At 68.7% G+C, this 17532-nt stretch carries 17 protein-coding genes; 7 read left to right on the plus strand and 10 right to left on the minus strand.

Annotated elements, in window-relative coordinates:
• Positions 1 to 144 precede the first annotated feature (144 nt).
• A complete protein-coding gene (locus tag WS96_RS28900; protein WP_059837207.1) occupies positions 145 to 1818 on the plus strand; it encodes a methyl-accepting chemotaxis protein in 1674 nt (557 codons plus the stop codon).
• 21 nt (positions 1819 to 1839) lie between these two features.
• On the opposite strand, the gene WS96_RS28905 is transcribed toward WS96_RS28900, so the two are convergent.
• The 4 genes from WS96_RS28905 to WS96_RS28920 are packed head-to-tail and all read right to left on the minus strand — an operon-like array spanning position 1840 to position 6733.
• Positions 1840 to 2715, minus strand: coding sequence for an efflux RND transporter periplasmic adaptor subunit (locus WS96_RS28905; RefSeq protein ID WP_059837209.1), 876 nt, complete (start codon positions 2713 to 2715; stop codon positions 1840 to 1842).
• An 11-nt stretch (positions 2716 to 2726) separates the two neighbouring features.
• On the minus strand, positions 2727 to 2930 hold the full coding sequence (locus WS96_RS28910) for a DUF1656 domain-containing protein (protein ID WP_034207084.1): 204 nt from the start codon (positions 2928 to 2930) through the stop codon (positions 2727 to 2729).
• Positions 2927 to 5131: an FUSC family protein gene (locus tag WS96_RS28915; protein ID WP_059837211.1), complete on the minus strand. Its 2205-nt coding sequence runs from the start codon at positions 5129 to 5131 to the stop codon at positions 2927 to 2929. The genes WS96_RS28910 and WS96_RS28915 overlap by 4 nt, the downstream gene beginning before the upstream one ends.
• Positions 5132 to 5146: 15 nt before the next feature.
• Positions 5147 to 6733 carry an efflux transporter outer membrane subunit gene (locus WS96_RS28920; protein ID WP_059837213.1) on the minus strand — a complete coding sequence of 529 codons (1587 nt, stop codon included), beginning with the start codon at positions 6731 to 6733 and terminating at the stop codon, positions 5147 to 5149.
• A 157-nt stretch (positions 6734 to 6890) separates the two neighbouring features.
• On the opposite strand from WS96_RS28920, the gene WS96_RS28925 reads away from it, so the two are divergent.
• Both WS96_RS28925 and WS96_RS34180 read left to right on the plus strand, forming a co-directional pair.
• Positions 6891 to 7832: a LysR family transcriptional regulator gene (locus tag WS96_RS28925; protein WP_059837214.1), complete on the plus strand. Its 942-nt coding sequence runs from the start codon at positions 6891 to 6893 to the stop codon at positions 7830 to 7832.
• A 117-nt stretch (positions 7833 to 7949) separates the two neighbouring features.
• The gene (locus tag WS96_RS34180; protein WP_179949992.1) at positions 7950 to 8102 is read left to right on the plus strand and encodes a hypothetical protein; all 153 of its coding nucleotides are present in this window, start codon (positions 7950 to 7952) and stop codon (positions 8100 to 8102) included.
• A 61-nt stretch (positions 8103 to 8163) separates the two neighbouring features.
• On the opposite strand, the gene WS96_RS28930 is transcribed toward WS96_RS34180, so the two are convergent.
• Genes WS96_RS28930 through wrbA form a run of 4 tightly spaced genes read right to left on the minus strand, consistent with a single transcriptional unit; the run spans position 8164 to position 11469 of the window.
• The gene (locus WS96_RS28930) at positions 8164 to 8994 is read right to left on the minus strand and encodes a metallophosphoesterase (protein WP_059837216.1); all 831 of its coding nucleotides are present in this window, start codon (positions 8992 to 8994) and stop codon (positions 8164 to 8166) included.
• A 25-nt stretch (positions 8995 to 9019) separates the two neighbouring features.
• Entirely contained in the window at positions 9020 to 10441 is a 1422-nt protein-coding gene (locus WS96_RS28935) for an FAD-binding oxidoreductase (protein ID WP_059837218.1), read from the minus strand.
• A gap of 18 nt (positions 10442 to 10459) precedes the next feature.
• Positions 10460 to 10852, minus strand: a complete 393-nt coding sequence (locus WS96_RS28940) for a DUF2069 domain-containing protein (protein WP_059826397.1) — start codon at positions 10850 to 10852, stop codon at positions 10460 to 10462.
• Positions 10849 to 11469, minus strand: coding sequence for an NAD(P)H:quinone oxidoreductase (wrbA, locus tag WS96_RS28945; RefSeq protein WP_034207090.1), 621 nt, complete (start codon positions 11467 to 11469; stop codon positions 10849 to 10851). The genes WS96_RS28940 and wrbA overlap by 4 nt, the downstream gene beginning before the upstream one ends.
• 142 nt (positions 11470 to 11611) lie before the next feature.
• Between wrbA and WS96_RS28950 the strand changes: the two genes are divergently transcribed.
• Positions 11612 to 12940: a YihY family inner membrane protein gene (locus tag WS96_RS28950; protein ID WP_059837220.1), complete on the plus strand. Its 1329-nt coding sequence runs from the start codon at positions 11612 to 11614 to the stop codon at positions 12938 to 12940.
• A 16-nt stretch (positions 12941 to 12956) separates the two neighbouring features.
• Here WS96_RS28950 and WS96_RS28955 read toward each other — a convergent pair whose 3' ends face one another.
• The gene (locus WS96_RS28955) at positions 12957 to 13274 is read right to left on the minus strand and encodes an Mpo1-like protein (RefSeq protein ID WP_059780261.1); all 318 of its coding nucleotides are present in this window, start codon (positions 13272 to 13274) and stop codon (positions 12957 to 12959) included.
• A gap of 157 nt (positions 13275 to 13431) precedes the next feature.
• Here WS96_RS28955 and WS96_RS28960 point away from each other — a divergent pair, with 157 nt between their 5' ends.
• From WS96_RS28960 to aroC, 3 genes are all read left to right on the plus strand, one after another.
• Entirely contained in the window at positions 13432 to 13887 is a 456-nt protein-coding gene (locus WS96_RS28960) for a CBS domain-containing protein (RefSeq protein WP_006488504.1), read from the plus strand.
• Between the two features lie 142 nt (positions 13888 to 14029).
• On the plus strand, positions 14030 to 15964 hold the full coding sequence (locus tag WS96_RS28965) for an MFS transporter (RefSeq protein ID WP_059780262.1): 1935 nt from the start codon (positions 14030 to 14032) through the stop codon (positions 15962 to 15964).
• Between the two features lie 241 nt (positions 15965 to 16205).
• Complete coding sequence (gene aroC / locus WS96_RS28970) at positions 16206 to 17306, plus strand: chorismate synthase (protein WP_034207095.1); 1101 nt, start codon at positions 16206 to 16208, stop codon at positions 17304 to 17306.
• Between the two features lie 149 nt (positions 17307 to 17455).
• On the opposite strand, the gene WS96_RS34940 is transcribed toward aroC, so the two are convergent.
• Positions 17456 to 17532: 4Fe-4S dicluster domain-containing protein (locus WS96_RS34940; RefSeq protein WP_133168007.1), on the minus strand; the 77-nt coding region annotated here is incomplete at its 5' end.

Below are 17532 nucleotides of genomic sequence, written 5' to 3' on the forward strand. Positions count from 1 at the left end.
CGTAGAACGACCCAATGACAACAGGCGCGCCGCGCCCGGCGCCGGCTACCCGCCGGGCAGGGGGCAGGACGCGCGGCATGGCCAGCCGTCGCGGGAACGCCGGGACCGACCTTTCCGGCAGCGTGATCAATACGGGGTAGATCGATGAAAGCAGCATCTTTGCATCCACAGCCCGGTGCAGCCGCCGCCGCACCCGACGTCGCCGCCGGTCGCGCCGCTCGGCGCGCACACGCGGCGCGTCGCGCGCGCCGGCCGTGGACCGTCAAGGCGACGTTGCGCGCCGCATTCGCGATCCTGCTGGTCGGCACGCTCGCGATCGGCATGTTTTCGCTGTGGCAGATCAGCCGCCTGAACGCGTCGATCGCGTCGGTCTACGAGCAGGGGCACGTCGCGAGCCGTGCGGCCGAGGAAGTCCGCGCCGAGGTGCTGCGCGCGAGCCGCGCGCAGAAGATGCTGCTGACCGCGACCACCGCGAAGGAGCGCGACGAACTCGGCGCCGACGTGAGTGCGGGGCTCGCGTCGATCGGCCAGGCGCTCGGCACGCTGCAGCGCTATGCGGATCCGGCCGATGCCGGCGATTCGGCGCGGCTGCACGCATTCTCGACGGCGGTCGGCACGTGGAGCGCGCATCTGCGCGATTTCGTCACGCTCGTGCGGGCGCAGCCGCTCGACCTGTCGCAGATGAACTGGCAGGTCGGCACGCAGGACGTGTCGCTGCTGGTCGAAACCGGCAAGCTCGAAAAGCTCGTCGCCGAACTCGTGAAGACGCGCGGCGAAAAGTCGAAGGCGACGCTCGATGCGTCCGCGACCATTTTTTCGTCGTCGTTCGCGATGATCGCGGCGATGACGGCCGCGCTGATCGTGCTGGCCGTCGCGATCGCCGAGCGCGTCGTGCGGCGCCTCGCGTCGCAGCTCGGCGGCGAGCCCGCGCACGCGAAGGAGATTGCCGCGGACATCGCGCGCGGCGACCTGACGCGGCCGATCACGCTCGGCCGCCACGACCGCGACAGCATGGTGCGCGCGCTGGCCGAGATGCAGACGGGGCTCGCGGCCACCGTGGGCGAGATCGCGGTGAGCGCCGAGGCGATCGCGGCCGCGTCCGGCGAAATCTCGACCGGCAACCTCGACCTGTCGCGGCGTACCGAACAGCAGGCCGTCGCGCTCGAGCGCACCGCGGCCAGCATGGAGCAGCTTACGTCGACCGTGCGGCAGAACGCCGAGAACGCGCGGCAGGCGAGCACGCTCGCGGCCAATGCGTCCGCGGTCGCGGAGACGGGCGGGGAGGTGGTCGGGCGCGTGGTCGCGACGATGAGCGAGATCGACGACAGCGCGAAGAACATTCGCGACATCATCGGCACGATCGAGGGGATCGCATTCCAGACCAACATTCTCGCGTTGAACGCGGCGGTCGAGGCCGCACGCGCCGGCGAGCAGGGGCGCGGCTTCTCGGTGGTCGCGGGCGAGGTGCGGCTGCTCGCGCAGCGCTCGGCGATGGCGGCCAAGGAGATTCGGGAACTGATCGGCGCGTCGGTCGAGCGCGTGGCGAACGGCGCGGCGCTCGCGCACGACGCGGGCCGCACGATGGGTGACGTGGTACGCGCGGTCAAGCGCGTGACCGACATCATCGGCGAGATCTCGGCGGCGTCGGACGAGCAGAGCGCGGGGATCGACGAGATCGGCCGCGCGGTCACGCAGATGGACGCCGGCACCCAGCAGAACGCGGCGCTCGTCGAACAGGCGGCCGCTGCCGCAAACGCGCTCGACGAGCAGGCGCAGGCGTTGAAGGCGTTGGTCGGGCGTTTCCGTATCGCGGCGTAAGCGCGCGGCGCGCCCGGGCGATTACGACTTCTTCCGCCGATCCGGATCGATGATGACCGTGCAGGTCGTGCCCGCCGACAGCACCACGTCGGCCGGCACTTCGTCGATCCGGATGCGCACCGGCACGCGCTGCGCGAGGCGCACCCAGTTGAAGGTCGGATTCACGTCCGCGACGAGGTCGCGGCTTTGCGGGTTGTCGCGATCGTAGATGCCGCGCGAGATGCTCTCGACGTGGCCCTTCATCACGCCGCCGCTCATCAGCCGCATTTCGGCCGGCGCCCCGATCTTCACGCGCGGCAGCTTGGTTTCCTCGAAGTAGCCGTAGACCCAGAACGAGTGGCTGTCGACGATCGCGAGCTTCGCCTGGCCGGCCACCGCATAGTTGCCCTTGAACGTCTGCAGGTTCGTGATGTAGCCGTCGACCGGCGCGACGACGCGCGTGCGTTCGAGGTTGAGCTTCGCGGCATCGAGCGCGGCGACGGCCTGCTGGTACTGCGCATCGGCGCTCGACGCGCTGTGCACCGCGTTCTCGCGGTTTTCCTTCGACACGACGAGCGCGTCGAGGTCCGCGCGGCGGGCCGCGTCGTCGCGGCGCATCTGCAGTTCCGCGCGACGGGCGGCCACCGCCGCCTGCGCCTGCTCGACCGCGATCCGGTAGTGCGACGGGTCGATCTGCATGATCAGGTCGCCTTTCTTCACCAACTGGTTGTCATGCACCGGCAGTTCGACGATCGCGCCCGACACGTCCGGCGCGACGTTGACGATCTCGGCGCGCACACGTCCGTCGCGCGTCCAGGGATCGTCCATGTAGTGCACCCACAGCGAGCGCCCGATCAGGATCGCGACGAGAAGGATGACGGCGGTCGCGACGAAGCCGAGGAGTTTTCTGAGCATCATGATGGTTCGAATCAACGGTAAACGGCAAGACTCAGTCCGCCGCAAATGCAGACGAGAAGGCAGGCCCGGAACAGCGACGGGTGCCAGACGAGACGGTAGAGGCCCGTATAGGCGAGCAAGCGATCGACGGCCCAGGTCGCGATCGCGCCGAGCGCGAACATCAGCACCACCGTGGGCATGTAGGCATCGAGAATGGCGATTTCACGCGGCATCATGACGAGGCTCCGGGTTGAGGACGCACGGGGCGGTTGCGGTTGAGCGGCTCGAGCGGCGATTCCGGGTCGAGCAGCGCAGTCCGTACGAAATGCAGATGGCTCAGGATGCGCTGCAGCCGGTGGCGCTCGTCACGCGACGGCTCGAACGCATCGAGCGTTTGCCGGGTCGCGTCGATCGCCGCGTTGGTCGCGGCGAGCGTCGCATCGAAACGCGCGGCGCTCGGCTTCGAGAACAGCGCCGACAGCGCGGTGCGCATCGTCTCGATCGCGCGCCGCCACGGCATCGCGGGTGCATAGCGCGGCTCGGACGGCAGCGTCGCGAGCTCGTGACGCAGGTCGATCGTCGCGTTGCCGGTTTCGAGCACCGCGAACATCCAGCGCAGCGCGTCGCGCTGCACGTCGGGCTGGTCGGCCGACAGCGTGTGCGCCTGGTACATCAGGTCGCGCGCGCCGCTCTCGAAGCGCGTGCGCAAGCCCGCGAGCCGCGCGTGGCCGGCCGCGACGGCCTGGTGGCGCAGGTCCGCGAACAGCCGCTTCTTGAGCCACGGCGCGGTGGGCGGGAACAGCACCGCGAACGCGATCGCCGACACCAGCATCGACAGCACGAGCGCGAGCGAATCGTTCATGAAACCGGTCGGATCGTAGTGCGTGATGTTGTCCGGGCCGGCGAGGAAGCTGAAGAAGATCAGGTAGCCCATTCCGTAGCCGGCGAGCTTCGGCTTCAGCGTCATGAAGATGCCGATCGCGAGCAGCGGCGCGAGCGCGACGCACAGCAGCGCAAAGCCGTCGATGTGCGGATAGATGCCGAACGTCAGCAGGAAGCCCGTGCAGACGGCGAGCGCCGTGCCCATGCCCATCTGCGCGGACATCGCGGTCGGGCGCGGCGTCGACGACGCGAGCGCGCAGGTGGCCGCGGCCGTCAGCGTCATCGTCACGCCGCTCGGCCACGCGGTCTCGATCCAGAACCAGCCGAGCACGAGGATCACGGTCGCGGTGCGAATCGCCGCGATCACCATCGCCGTCGCATTGGTGCGCGGCTCGTAGCGCTCGATCCAGCGTTCGCGCTCGTGCGTCGCGGTCGACAGCGACGCATAGGTGGCCGCGTACTCGTGCAGGTCGGTGATGAAGCGGTACAGCAGTTCGGCGGCCGTGTCGAAGTCGAGCAGCGGAAAGTCCGGCTGCGTTTCGAGCGCGGCGCGCGTCGCGCGGATGCGGCGCGGCAGCGCGTCGCGCCACGCGAGCAGTTGCGCGGCCGCGTGGCCCGCATCCGCCGACGTGCGCACCGGTTCGCCGGCGGGCGTCAGCAGCAGCGGTGCGATCTCGCGGAAGTACGGCTCGATCGCGTCGATCGCGGCCTGCGCGCCGGCCGCATGCAGCCGGTTCATCAACTGGTGCAGCGCATGGAACCGGCTCGACGCGCTCATGAACTCGCTGTTCAGCCGCGCGAGGCGGCCGCTGCGCATCCGCGTGTCCGGATCCTCGAACACGGCCATGCTGCGCGCGGCCTCGAACCCGACCACGTCGGCGACGAAGCGCGTATGGATGGTTTCGATATGCGCGCGGTCGAGCTGGCCCGACAGCGCCGCCGCGACGTAGTCGACGAAGCTGCCGAAGCGCTTGCGCACCGTCGTGCGCATCTGCTCGCCGGTGGTCTGCGGAAACACGAGCGCGCTGACCACGCCGGCCGACACGATCCCGACCATGATTTCGGCCACCCGTGTCATCGCGCTCATGAACGCGCCGTCCGGGTGCTGCGACGCGGGCAGCCCGATCAGCGCGGTCGTGTAGCCGGCCAGCAGGAAGCCGTAGCTGCGGAAGTTGCGGTTGCGCGCGGCGCCGGCCGTGCATAGCGCGACCCACAGCGCGACCGCCAGCAGGAACAGTTGCGGCTGCTGCGGGAACAGCCCGACGAAGGTGAGCGTCGCGATCAGTCCGAAGATCGTGCCGGCGACGCGGTAGAAGCTTTTTGCGAGCACCGCGCCGCTTTGCGGCTGCATCACGATGAACACCGTCGTCATCGCCGTTTTCGGCGCGGGCAGGTCGAGCCGCATCGACACGCCGGTCGCGATGAACGCGGCGAGCAGCGCCTTGAACAGATAGAGCCAGGCGGCGCCGTCGGTGCGGGCCCAGTCGCCGAACGCGGCGTACCAGGCCGCGAGCGGACCGCCGGCGGGCGTGGAAGCGGGAGAGGAGGCTGACATGGCGCGCGCTCCGCGTTACCGTGCGGCCGGCACGGCGGACGTCCGGGGCGTCCCGGACGTGCCGGCGGCGGCGACTTCCGCGGGCCGGGCAACCGCCGCCGCGGGCGCCGTGCCCGACGGGCTAGCGCCGTCGGCGGGGTGGTCGTCCGCCGGAACGTCCTTGCCCGTCTCGATCCCGCCGCCGAGCGCGGCCATCAACTGCGCGTGCGTGGCGAGGCGTTCCGCGTCGATGCGGGCGGCCGTTTCCTGCGCGCGCAGCAGTTGCTGCTGCGCGACCAGCACGTTCACGTAATCGGTCAGCCCGCGGCGGAAGCCTTCGCGCGACAGTCGATAGCTGCGATCGTTGGCCGCCACCGACCGCGCGGCGTCCTTCTTCTGCGTATCGAGCGAGCGGATCCGCACGACCTGATCGGCGATGTCCTTGAGCGCGCCGACGATCGTCTGGTTGTAGCGCTCGACCGCCTGGTCGTAGCCGGCATTCGCGGCGCCGAGCTGCGCGCGCAGCCGGCCGCCTTCGAAGATCGGCAGCGACAGCGCGGGGCCGGCCGTCCAGCCGCCGTTCATCGCGCGCAGGAAGTCGGTGAACGGCGCGGTCACGCCGAAGCCGCCGACCGTCGCGAGCAGGTCGATGTTCGGGTAGAACGACGCTTTCGCGACGTCGATGCCGCGCGCCTGCGCGTCGACCGTCCAGCGCGCCGCGACGACGTCGGGGCGGCGGCCGAGCAGGTCGGCCGGCAGCGCCGACGGCAGGCCGGCCGGCGCATCGAGCGCAAGCTGCGGCCGCTTGATGGTGTCGCCTGCGCCCGGGCCCTTGCCGGCAAGGGCGGCGAGCTGGTGGCGCGCGAGCTGGATCGCTTCTTCGTAGCTGTCGATCTGGCGCTCGTAGTCGGGCAGCGTCGATTCCGCCTGGCTCACGTCGAGCTGCGTGCCGAGGCCGGCCTGCAGCCGCTTGCGTGCGAGATCGGCGAGCGCGCGCTGGCGTTCGAAGGTTTCGTGCGCGAGATCGAGCAGCGCGTAGTTCATCGACAGGCCGACATACGCGCGTACGACGTTGACCTCGAGTTCGAGCTTCGCCGCCCGTGCGTCGGCGGCGCTCGCGTGCGCGGTGTCGAGCGCGCGCTCGGTCGCGTTCTTGTCCTTGCCCCACAGATCGAGGTGGTACGACAGGCCGAGCGTGCCGGTGTTGTTCCAGGTGTCGGCGTTCGCGAGCGGGCCCGGGCCGTAGTACACGTTGTCCGGCCAGTGCTCGCGCATCAGCGACAGGTTGCCGTTGATTTGCGGCAGTTCGGCCGAACGCGCGACGCGCGCCATCGCCTGCGCTTCGCGCACGCGGGCCTCGGCGGCCGCGAGGGTCGGGTTGCCGGCCTGGGCGGCGGCGATCCACGCATCGAGCTGCGGATCGCGGTACGCGCGCCACCAGTCCGCGGCGGGCCAGCCCGCGTCGCGGTCGGCCGCGCGGATCGCCGCGCCGGCATCGAGCGCGTTCGCGTCGATACGGGTGGACTGGGTTGTGTTGTCGCCCATGCTCGCGCAACCGGCCATTATTAATGAGACTGCAAGAACCGCCAGTGCGAGCGTCCCTTTTGTCGCCGGAGACTGCACGATTTTCTCCCTTTCGGATATAGATGAGTCGGAAGCGATTATATTTTTCAGCGATTCCTGAATATACGGACAACGGTGCAAGTCATTTTTACGAATCTTGAGATAATATTTGTTGGGCCCTGTGCAACAATCCCTCCGGATTCACAGGGGTAACAGGATGGATACGCTACAAAACATGCGGGTATTCGTCCGCGTGGTCGACGCGGGCAGCTTTACCGCGGCCGCCCAGCAGATGAATTCGACCACCGCCTACGCGTCGCGCGCGGTCTCGGATCTCGAGGCACACCTGCGCACGCGTCTCCTGAACCGCACGACGCGCCGGATCGCGCTGACCGAAGCCGGCGAGCGTTATCTGCAACGCTGCGAACAGATCCTCGCGTACGTCGACCAGGCCGAAGCCGAGGCGGGCGACGCGCATGCGCGCCCGTCCGGCAAGCTGAAGGTCCATTGCTTCACGAGCCTCGGCCAGCACTATCTGGTGCCGGCCATCGCGCGCTACCGCGAGCGCTACCCGGACGTGCACGTCGAGCTGACGCTCGCGCAGCGCATGCCCGACCTGCTCGACGAGGGGTACGACGTCGCGATCGTCGTCGGCCGCGATCTGCCCGATTCGGGGCTCGTGTCGCAGCGGCTTGGCGAGAGCTATAGCGTCGTGTGTGCATCGCCGGGCTACGTCGAGTCGCACGGCGTGCCGCAGCGGCCGGCCGATCTCGCCCGGCACGTGTGCCTCGGGATGATCGCGACGGGGTTTCACTTCGACGAATGGGCGCTGACGGGGCCGAACGGCGACGAGGTCGTGCCGATCGCGGCGCCGCCATTTCGCGTGAACGTGGCCGAGGCGCTCGCGGTGGCCGTGGGGGAGGGGATGGGCGTCGGCGGGTTGCCGGTCTATTCGGCGATCGGCTGGTTGCGCAGCGGGCACATCGTGCGCGTGATGCCCGAGTACCGGTCGCACTTGATGAACATCTACGCGCTGTATCCGTCGCGCCAGTACCTCGACGCGAAAATCCGGACCTGGGTCGATTTCCTGCGCGAAGAATTGCCGCTCACACTCGAAGCCGACGAAGCCGCGCTCGAACAGTACACACGTGCGACATGACCGCGCAGTCGACCGCAATCTGACGAGATTTGTCCTTCACGCAACATTTTTTTACGAACGTGTGTCAGACAGTTTGATACTGTTGGAATTAACGAGATACACCACACCGGAGTAGCGATGGATACGCACCTGATGATCGGCCTTGGCGTCCTGCTGGGCGCGGCTGCCGCCGCGGCGGCGACCCGCGACCTGCTGCGTGCGATGAAGGCGAAGGCGCAGATGAAGCCCGTGCCGGTCCGCGTGCGCCAGCCGCGCCGCCCCGGCCGCTGATCGAGCCTGTCGTCGCGCCTCAGGTCGGGAAGGCCGCGCCATGCGGCCGCCCGGCCGGCGCTCAGTCGAGTTCGACGACCTTGTCCCACGCGAACGCGGGGTTTTCCCATTCGCCGGTGCGCCGGTGAAGGTAGCCGCGCGGATTGCACACCACGCGCGTGCCGCCGTCCGCAACGTAGTCGAATGACGTATGCGTGTGGCCGTGCAGCCACAGATCCACCGGCGGCCGCACCAGTTCGGCCATGTCCGTGACGAACCCCGCCGACGCCAGATCTTCCGCATAGCGTTCCGCCAGCGAGCGGCGGTGCGGCGCATGATGGGTGACGACGATCGTCCTGCCCGCGAATGGCGCCGCCAGCTGCGCTTCCAGCCATGCACGGCCTTGCCGGTGCAGCGCGATCGCGTCGGCCGGCGCGAAATCCCGTTCCGGCGCCTCTGCCGTCGTATGCACCGCCGCGTCGTGCGGCCAGGTCACCTGGATCAATCCCTTGAAATCGAGCATCACGCGCAGGCCGGCGTCGGTCGCGCGCGCGACGCTGGCTTCGTCCCGGCCGAACAGCGAAAAATCGGTCCAGAGCGTCGTGCCCAGCACGCGGAAGCGTTGGGCAGGATCGACGTAGACGCCATTGTTCAGGTAATGCACGTTGTCGAGCGCGTGCGCCGCGTCGCGCATCGCCGTCTCCAGCGCGCCGAATTCCCCGTCGTAGTACTCGTGGTTGCCCGGCACGTAGATCACCGGTACCGCCGGATCGAACGTTTCGGCGGCCCAGCGCAGGCCCTCCGCGTGATTGTGGATGTCGCCGGCCAGCACGACGAGATCGGCGTCTGCATGCGGGATCGCGTCGGGCAGGTTGCTTTCGAGATGCAGGTCGGACAGGACGCGGACTTTCACGGGATTCGCTCCGGAGCAGGCGGCTTCAGCGCAGGACCTTGCCGGGATTCATCAGGCCGCGCGGATCGAGCGCGGTCTTCAGCGTGCGCATCAGCGTCGTTTCGACCGGCGACTTGTAGCGCTGCGCGTCGTCGATCTTCAACTGGCCGATGCCGTGCTCCGCGCTGATCGTGCCGTGGTGGCGGTGCACGTTGTCGTAGACGATCCGGTTGATCGGCGCCTGGAACGCGGCGAGGAACGCCTTCGCATCGCCGCCTTCGGGCATCTGCACGTTGTAGTGCAGGTTGCCGTCGCCGAGGTGGCCGAACGTCACCATGCGCGCGCCCGGCGCGGCTTGCTGGATCGCCGCGTCGGTCTCGTCGATGAAGCGGGCGATCGACGAGATCGGCACCGCGATGTCGTGCTTGATGTTGAGCCCTTCGTCGGCCTGCGCGAGCGGGATGTGCTCGCGCAGGTCCCAGAACGCACGCGATTGCGCGAGGTTCTCCGCGACCACCGCGTCGACCACGAGCCCGGCCTCGAACGCTTCTTCCATCAGCTTCTCGAACAGCGCGCGCGCATGCGCTTCGCTTTCGTTGTCGGACAGCTCCAGCAGCACCGTTTGCGCATGGGTCTGCGCGAACGGGTAACGCAGTTGCGGATAGTGCTTGCCGACCAGCTGCATGCAGAAATCCGACATCAGCTCGAAGCCGGTCAACAGCGGCCCGGCCGCCCGCTGCGCCAGCGCGAGGAAATCGAGCGCCGCATGCGGCGATTCGAGCGCGGCCAGCGCCGTGACCTGGGCCGCCGGCAGCGGATGCAGCTTCATCACCGCCGCCGTGATGATGCCGAGCGTGCCTTCGGCGCCGATGAACAGGTCGCGCAGGTCGTAGCCCGTGTTGTCCTTGCGCAGTCCGCGCAGCCCGTCCCAGATCTCGCCCTGCGGCGTCACGACCTCGAGCCCGAGGCACAGCTCGCGCGCATTGCCGTAGCGCAGCACCGCGGTGCCGCCCGCATTGGTCGACAGGTTGCCGCCGATCGTGCAGCTGCCTTCCGCCGCGAGGCTCAGCGCGAACAGCCGGCCGCCTTCGCGGGCGCGTGCCTGCACGTCGGCGAGGATCACGCCGGCTTCGACGGTGATCGTGTTGTTGTGCGGATCGAGTGCGCGCACGCGGTTCAGGCGCGCGACGCTCAGCACGGCCTGGCTGCCGCTCGCATCGGGCGTCGCGCCGCCGGCGAGGCCCGTATTGCCGCCTTGCGGCACGAGCGCGACGCCGTGCGCGTTGGCGAGCTTCACGAGCGCGGCGACTTCGGCCGTGTTCGCGGGTTTCAGCACCGCGCATGCCGCGCCCTTGTAGCGGCGGCGCCAGTCGGTCAGGAACGGATCGGTATCGTGCGGATCGGTCAGCACGTGGTCGGCGCCGATCGCGTCGCGGCACGCGGAAACGAAAGCTTCGGAGGACATCATCACCTTGTCGCGTAAGGGTCAGGACGTGGCGCGCGGCTTTTTCGCCGCGCGCTTGAACGGCGCGACGTAAGCCAGCGCCGCCACGAAGAAGCCGACGGCAAGCGCGGTCTCGCACCAGCCGAGCGTCGCGGACAGCCCGCGATCGGACATGCCGCGCACGATGCCTTCTGCAAGATAGACGAGGATCAGCATGCTCGCCCACTGCATCGTATAGATGTTACGCCGCCAGACGCCGGGCAGCGCGAGCGCGAGCGGCACGGCCTTGAGCATCAGCGCGGAGCCGCCGGGGCGCAACGGCGCGAGCCACAGCTCCCACGCGAGCGACAGCGCGATCAGCGCGACGAGACACGCGGCGGCGGCCCGCGCATGGCGCGGCCGGGACGCGACGGCGGGGCGGGCGGGGGCGCTCATGCCGCCTCGGCGGCCCGGGCGCCGGCGAGCGCTGCGGCGGCGCGCGCGAGCCGTACGCCGAGCGCGGCCGCGAGCGCCTTCTCGTCCGCCGACAGCCCGCCGGACGCCGCGCGGTCGTGCTGCGCGACGTGCGACGCGCCGTACGGCGTGCCGCCCGTACGCGTCGTGCTGAGGGCGGATTCGGTGTACGGGATCCCGACGATCATCATCCCGTGATGCAGCAGCGGCAGCATCATCGACAGCAGCGTCGATTCCTGGCCGCCGTGCAGGCTGCCCGTCGACGTGAACACGCTCGCGGGCTTGCCGGTCAGCGCGCCCGACAGCCATTGCGGCGTCGTGCCGTCGAGGAAATACTTGAGGGACGCGGCCATGTTGCCGAAGCGGGTGGGCGAGCCGAGCGCGAGGCCCGCGCATTCCTCGAGGTCGCGCAGTTCCGCGTACGGCGGGCCGTCGGCCGGGATGTCGGGGGCGGTGGCTTCGCAGACGGCCGACACGGGCGGCACGGTGCGGATGCGGGCCTGCATGCCCGGCACGCTGTCGATGCCGTTCGCGATCGCGAGCGCGAGATCGCGCGTGGCGCCGTGACGGCTGTAATAGAGGACGAGGATGTCTTTCATGGGCGACGGGGCCGCATGCGGCCGCGCGCGTGCCCGGTGCAGTCGGCCCCTGCTGGAATCGAGCGGCTATTATAGGGGCTGAAGCCGTCGCGCAGCGCGGCGGCGCGCCGTGACGCGCGCAGCATCAAGAAGGAGAAGCCGTTTGCCGAAGTTGAGCGTCGATCTCGTCACCATCAAGCGCCTCGCGCAGTTCGCGGCCCGGCGCAGCGCCGAGGATCGCATCCCGCAAGTGGCGGGCAGCCTGACCTTCACGACGATGCTGTCGCTCGTGCCGCTGCTGACGGTCGCGTTCGCGTTGTTCACCGCGTTCCCGATGTTCGCGTCGTTCCAGATCTCGCTGCAGGGGTTCCTCGCGGATCACCTGATGCCCGCGCAGTTCAACATCCAGATCTTCAAGTACCTGAACCAGTTCGCGTCGAAGGCCAAGGGGCTGACGACGGCCGGCCTGATCGTGCTCGTCGTCACGTCGGTGATGACCATGATGACGATCGAATCGGCGTTCAACCTGATCTGGCGCGTACGCAAGCCCAGGCCGTTCGCGCAGCGCGTGCTCGCGTATTGGGCGCTGATCACGCTCGGGCCGTTGCTGTTCGGCGTGAGCCTGTCGATCTCGTCGTACCTGTTCACGCAGTCGCTCGCGTTCACCGGCGCGGGGCCGTCCACGTCGATCGTCGAGTGGCTGCTCGCGCTTGCGTCGCTGCCGTTGACGGTGCTCGCGTTCACGCTGCTGTACGTGTACCTGCCGAACTGCGCGGTCGCATGGCGCGACGCGGTGATCGGCGGCCTGTTCGCGGCCATCGCGTTCGAACTCGCGAAGCGCGGTTTCGGCTACTACGTCCGGCGCATTCCGACCTATACGGCCGTCTATGGCGCGTTCGCGGCGCTGCCGGTGTTCCTGCTGTGGGTGTATTTGAGCTGGTTCATCGCGCTGCTCGGCGCGATGGTCGCGTCGGCGCTGCCCGCGATTCGTGTCGGCCAGTTCCACCGCATCCACTATCCGGGCAGCGACCTGCTCGACGCGCTCGAGCTGCTCGCGCGGCTGGCCGACGCGCGTGCGGCCGGCAAGCGCGGCCACACGGCGATCCGGCTCGCGACGATGCTGCGCTGCGACATGGAAACCGCGCAGCGGCTGCTGACGACGATGGAGGAGCGGGAATGGGTGGCGCGGCTCGACGGCGACGGCGAGGCCACGCCGCGCTACATCCTGCTCGCGAACCCGGAACAGTTGACGCTCGCGCAGCTGTTCGACGTGCTGGTGATCGATCGCACGGAGCTGACCTACCAGCTCCAGCGGCGCCGCAGCCACGTCGACGGCGCGGCGCTGCTCGCGGTGCTGTCGAGCGACCGGTTCGACGTGACGCTCGCGTCGCTGATCGCCGCGCACCGGCTCGCGGGCGCGGAGCCGGCCGGGGGCGCCGGTGCGGCGTCGGGCGTGGCCGATCCGCACGCGCGGCCGCCGCGGCCTGCCTGACGGCGGGGCCCGGCGGTTACAGCGGGATCTTGCCGGTGCAGATGTCCTTGAACATCACCCAGTCGCCCATCAGGCTGTAGACGGGGTGCCGGAACGTGGCCGGGCGGTTCTTCTCGAAGAAGAAGTGTCCGACCCACGCGAACCCGTAGCCGCAGACGATCGCCGCGGGCAGCCACAGCCAGTAGCCGGTCGCGACCGCCATCGCGACGCAGCCGATCACGCCGAGCGAGCCGATGAAGTGCAGCCGCCGCGACGTCAGGTTCTGGTGCTCATTCAGGTAATACGGGTAGAAGTCAGCGAAGCTGGCGAATTGCTCCGTATGCGTATGCGCCATGGCCGTCTCCTCGGGCCGCCGTTCATGAGGTCATTGTGCGGCCGGCGGCCCGGGTCCGCAAGCGGCGGCGGCCCGCCGCGCCGGCCCGTGCTTTCCTTTTGACAGGCTTTCCGATAGGATCGAAAGAGATTTTGCATTCAAGCATGAGGGGACTACGATGCGCGTCAGCGATATTCTGAAAGTGAAGGGCAACACGCTGTTTACGGTGACGCCCGATAAGCCGCTGCGCGAAGCGGTCGATACGATGGCCGAACACGACATCGGTTCGCTCGTCGTGATGGAGTACGGCGATCTCGTCGGGATGCTGACGTTTCGCGAGATTATCCTGCGTCTGCACGTGAACGGCGGCGCGATCGGCGACGTGCAGGTGCGCAAGGTGATGGACGAGCCGCTCACGTGCACGCCGGAAACGGACGTCAACGAAGTGCGCCGGATGATGCTCGAGCGTCACGCACGCTACATGCCGGTGCTCGACAAGAAGGTGCTGATGGGCGTCATTTCGTTCTACGACGTCGCGAAGACGGTCGTCGAGGCGCAGAGCTTCGAGAACCGGATGCTGAAGGCGTACATCCGCGACTGGCCGGAATCGGAAGCCGAAGCGCACAAGCCGTGAACCCTGCCGCGCCCGGCACCTCGATGCATGGGCGCCGCCATCCGGCATGCGGCGGCGCAGGTTTGTCCTGCGCCGCCTTTTTTTCAACGACAACAACACGAGGCCCGCGCAGCTTCGCCCAGACGATGCGCGCGTATTCCGCATGAGCGATCACACGCAAGCCACTTCCGGGCGGCGCGACGAACGGCGCGCGCACGCATCGCAGTTCGACCTGCTGCGCGAGCGTCGTTTCGCGCCGTTCTTCACGACCCAGTTCCTCGGCGCGCTGAACGACAACGTCTTCAAGATCGGCTTCACGTCGCTCGTCACGTATCACACCGCGCGGTTCTCCGGCGTCGATGCGAAGACGGCCGCGTTCCTGATTTCCGCGATCTTCATTTTGCCGTTCGTGCTGTTCTCGGCGACGTCCGGCCAGATCGCCGACAAATACGACAAGGCGACCCTCACGCGCTTCGTGAAGTCCTTCGAGATCGTGCTGATGGTGGTCGGCGCGGCTGGCTTCGTCACGCACAGCGCGACGCTGCTGTATCTGTGCACGTTCATGATGGGGATGCACTCGACGCTGTTCGGGCCCGTCAAGTATTCGTACCTGCCGCAGCATCTCGGCGAACACGAGCTGGTCGGCGGCAACGGTCTCGTCGAGATGGGCACGTTCATCGCGATCCTGATCGGCACGATCATCGGCGGCGCGGCGGCCGGCATCGAAGGCAGCGGCGAGCGCGTGCTCGCGGTGAGCGTCGTCGTCATCGCGCTGGCCGGACGGCTCGTCGCGCAGCGCGTGCCGTCGACGCCCGCGCCACAGCCCGACCTCGTGATCAACTGGAACCCGGTCAGCGAGACCTGGCGCAACCTCGGCCTCGCGCGCCAGAACCGCACGGTGTTCCTGAGCCTGCTCGGCATCTCGTGGCTGTGGTTCGTCGGCGCGACGTTCCTCACGTCGTTCTTCAATTTCGCGAAGGACGTGCTGTCCGCGAGCCCCGACGTCGTCACGATCCTGCTCGCGACGTTCTCGGTCGGCATCGGCCTCGGTTCGCTGCTGTGCGAGCGGCTGTCGCAGCGGCGCGTCGAGATCGGCCTCGTGCCGCTCGGCTCGATCGGCATCAGCGTGTTCGCGATCGAGCTGTATTTCGCGAGCCACGCGCTGCCGTCGCCCGGCCATCTGCTGTCGGTCGGCGAATTCCTGGCCGGTGCGCGCCACTGGCGCATCCTGGCCGACCTGTTCCTGCTGGCGATGTTCGGCGGCTTCTACAGCGTGCCGCTGTACGCGCTGATCCAGAGCCGCAGCGCGCCGACCCACCGCGCGCGGATCATCGCCGCGAACAACATCCTGAACGCGCTGTTCATGATCCTGTCGGCCGTGATGGCGATGGGGTTGACCAAGGCGGGCGTCGACATTCCCGGACTGTTCCTCGTCACCGCGCTGCTGAACGTGGTCGTCGCGACGTATATCTACCTGCTCGTGCCCGAGTTCCTGCTGCGCTTCGTCGCGTGGGTGCTCGTGCATACCTTCTACCGGATCCGCCTCGTGCACGCGGAGCGGATTCCGGCGGAAGGGGCTGCGGTACTCGTGTGCAACCACGTCAGCTACGTCGACGCGCTCGTGCTGGCCGCCGCGAGTCCGCGCCCGATTCGTTTCGTGATGGATCACCGGATCTTCAAGACGCGTTTCGCGAGCTGGGTATTCCGGCATGCGAAGGCGATCCCGATCGCGCCGCGTCACGAGGACCCCGCGATGCTCGCGCGCGCGTACGACCTGTGCGAGGCCGCGCTGAAGGACGGCGAACTGGTGTGCATCTTCCCCGAGGGCAAGCTGACGAAGACGGGCGACATCAACACGTTCCACCACGGCATCACCGAGATCCTGAACCGCACGCCGGCGCCGGTGATCCCGATGGCACTGCGCGGGCTGTGGGGCAGCTATTTTTCGCGGCATACCGATGCGCGGATGCCGCGTCCCATCAAGCGCGGCGTGATGAGCCGGCTGACGCTGGCGGTCGGCGAGCCGGTCCCGGCGTCGGTGGCGACGCCCGAGGCGTTGCAGGCAGCGGTGACGGAGCTGCGCGGCGCGCGGAAGTAGGCGGGCGCCCGACCGGCAACGCGCGGGCATTCGGCTGCGGCCAGGCTGGAGCGGGCGTCCGGGCGCGCTTTCGTGGGCCGCGCATGCACGCAGCCTGCGCGTGGCCGGCACTCAGGCGGCCCGCGGGTCCGGGACGGCTGGCATAATAGCGGTTTACTCTTTTCTCGACCGGCAAACGATCGACCTGCCTGCGGCCCCGGCAGCGCATCGGTTTGCCCATTTCTCTTTGGGCGGTTCCATCATGTCCGGCAATACCCTCGGCACGCTTTTCACTGTCACGACCTTCGGCGAATCGCACGGTCCCGCGATCGGCTGCGTGATCGACGGCTGCCCGCCGGGGATGGGGCTGACCGAAGCCGACATCCAGGTCGAGCTCGATCGCCGCAAGCCGGGCACGTCGCGGCACGTGACGCAACGGCAGGAGGCCGACGAGGTCGAGATCCTGTCCGGCGTGTTCGAAGGCGTGACGACCGGCACGCCGATCGCGCTGCTGATCCGCAACACCGACCAGCGCAGCAAGGATTACGGCAACATCGTCGAGACGTTCCGTCCCGGCCACGCCGACTACACCTACTGGCAGAAATACGGCATCCGCGACTACCGCGGCGGCGGCCGCTCGTCCGCGCGCCTGACCGCGCCGATCGTCGGCGCCGGCGCGGTCGCGAAGAAGTGGCTGCGCGAGCGCTTCGGGGTCGAGGTGCGCGGCTACATGAGCGGCCTCGGCGAAATCGACGTGCCGTTCGTCGACTGGTCGCACGTGCACGAGAACCCGTTTTTCTCGCCGAACGCGGCGGTCGTGCCGGAGCTCGAGGCGTACATGGACGCGCTGCGCAAGGATGGCGATTCGATCGGCGCGCGCATCGACGTCGTCGCGTCGGGCGTGCCGGTCGGCTGGGGCGAACCGGTGTTCGACCGGCTCGATGCCGATATCGCGAAGGCGATGATGAGCATCAACGCGGTGAAGGGCGTCGAGATCGGCGCGGGCTTCGACAGCGTCGCGCAGCGCGGCTCGGTGCACGGCGACGAACTGACGCCGGCCGGCTTCGTCGGCAACCACGCGGGCGGCGTGCTCGGCGGGATTTCGACGGGGCAGGACATCACCGTGTCGATCGCGATCAAGCCGACGTCGAGCATCCGCACGCCGCGCCGCTCGATCACGAAGAGCGGTGAAGAGGCGACGGTCGAAACCTTCGGTCGCCACGATCCGTGCGTTGGCATTCGTGCGACGCCGATCGCCGAATCGATGCTCGCGCTGGTGCTGATCGACCATGCGCTGCGTCACCGCGCGCAGTGCGGCGACGTCGAGACGCCGACGCCGAAGATCGCCGGCAGCGCGACCTGATACGAGCGGGCGGGGCGCAGCACGCGCCGTCTCGACCGTCGAACGATGAATGCAAGCGGGGCGCTGCGTGATGCAGCGCCCCGTTTCGTTTGCGGCGGTGTGTGGTGACCAAACGAAACGCGCCGCTCGTGGCGGTGCGCTCCGGCAGCTTACATGTTCGGGTAATTCGGCCCGCCGCCGCCTTCGGGCGTGACCCACACGATGTTCTGCGTCGGGTCCTTGATGT

Source organism: Burkholderia sp. MSMB1835, from assembly GCF_001526365.1.
In the GTDB taxonomy this organism is placed as follows: Bacteria; Pseudomonadota; Gammaproteobacteria; order Burkholderiales; family Burkholderiaceae; genus Burkholderia.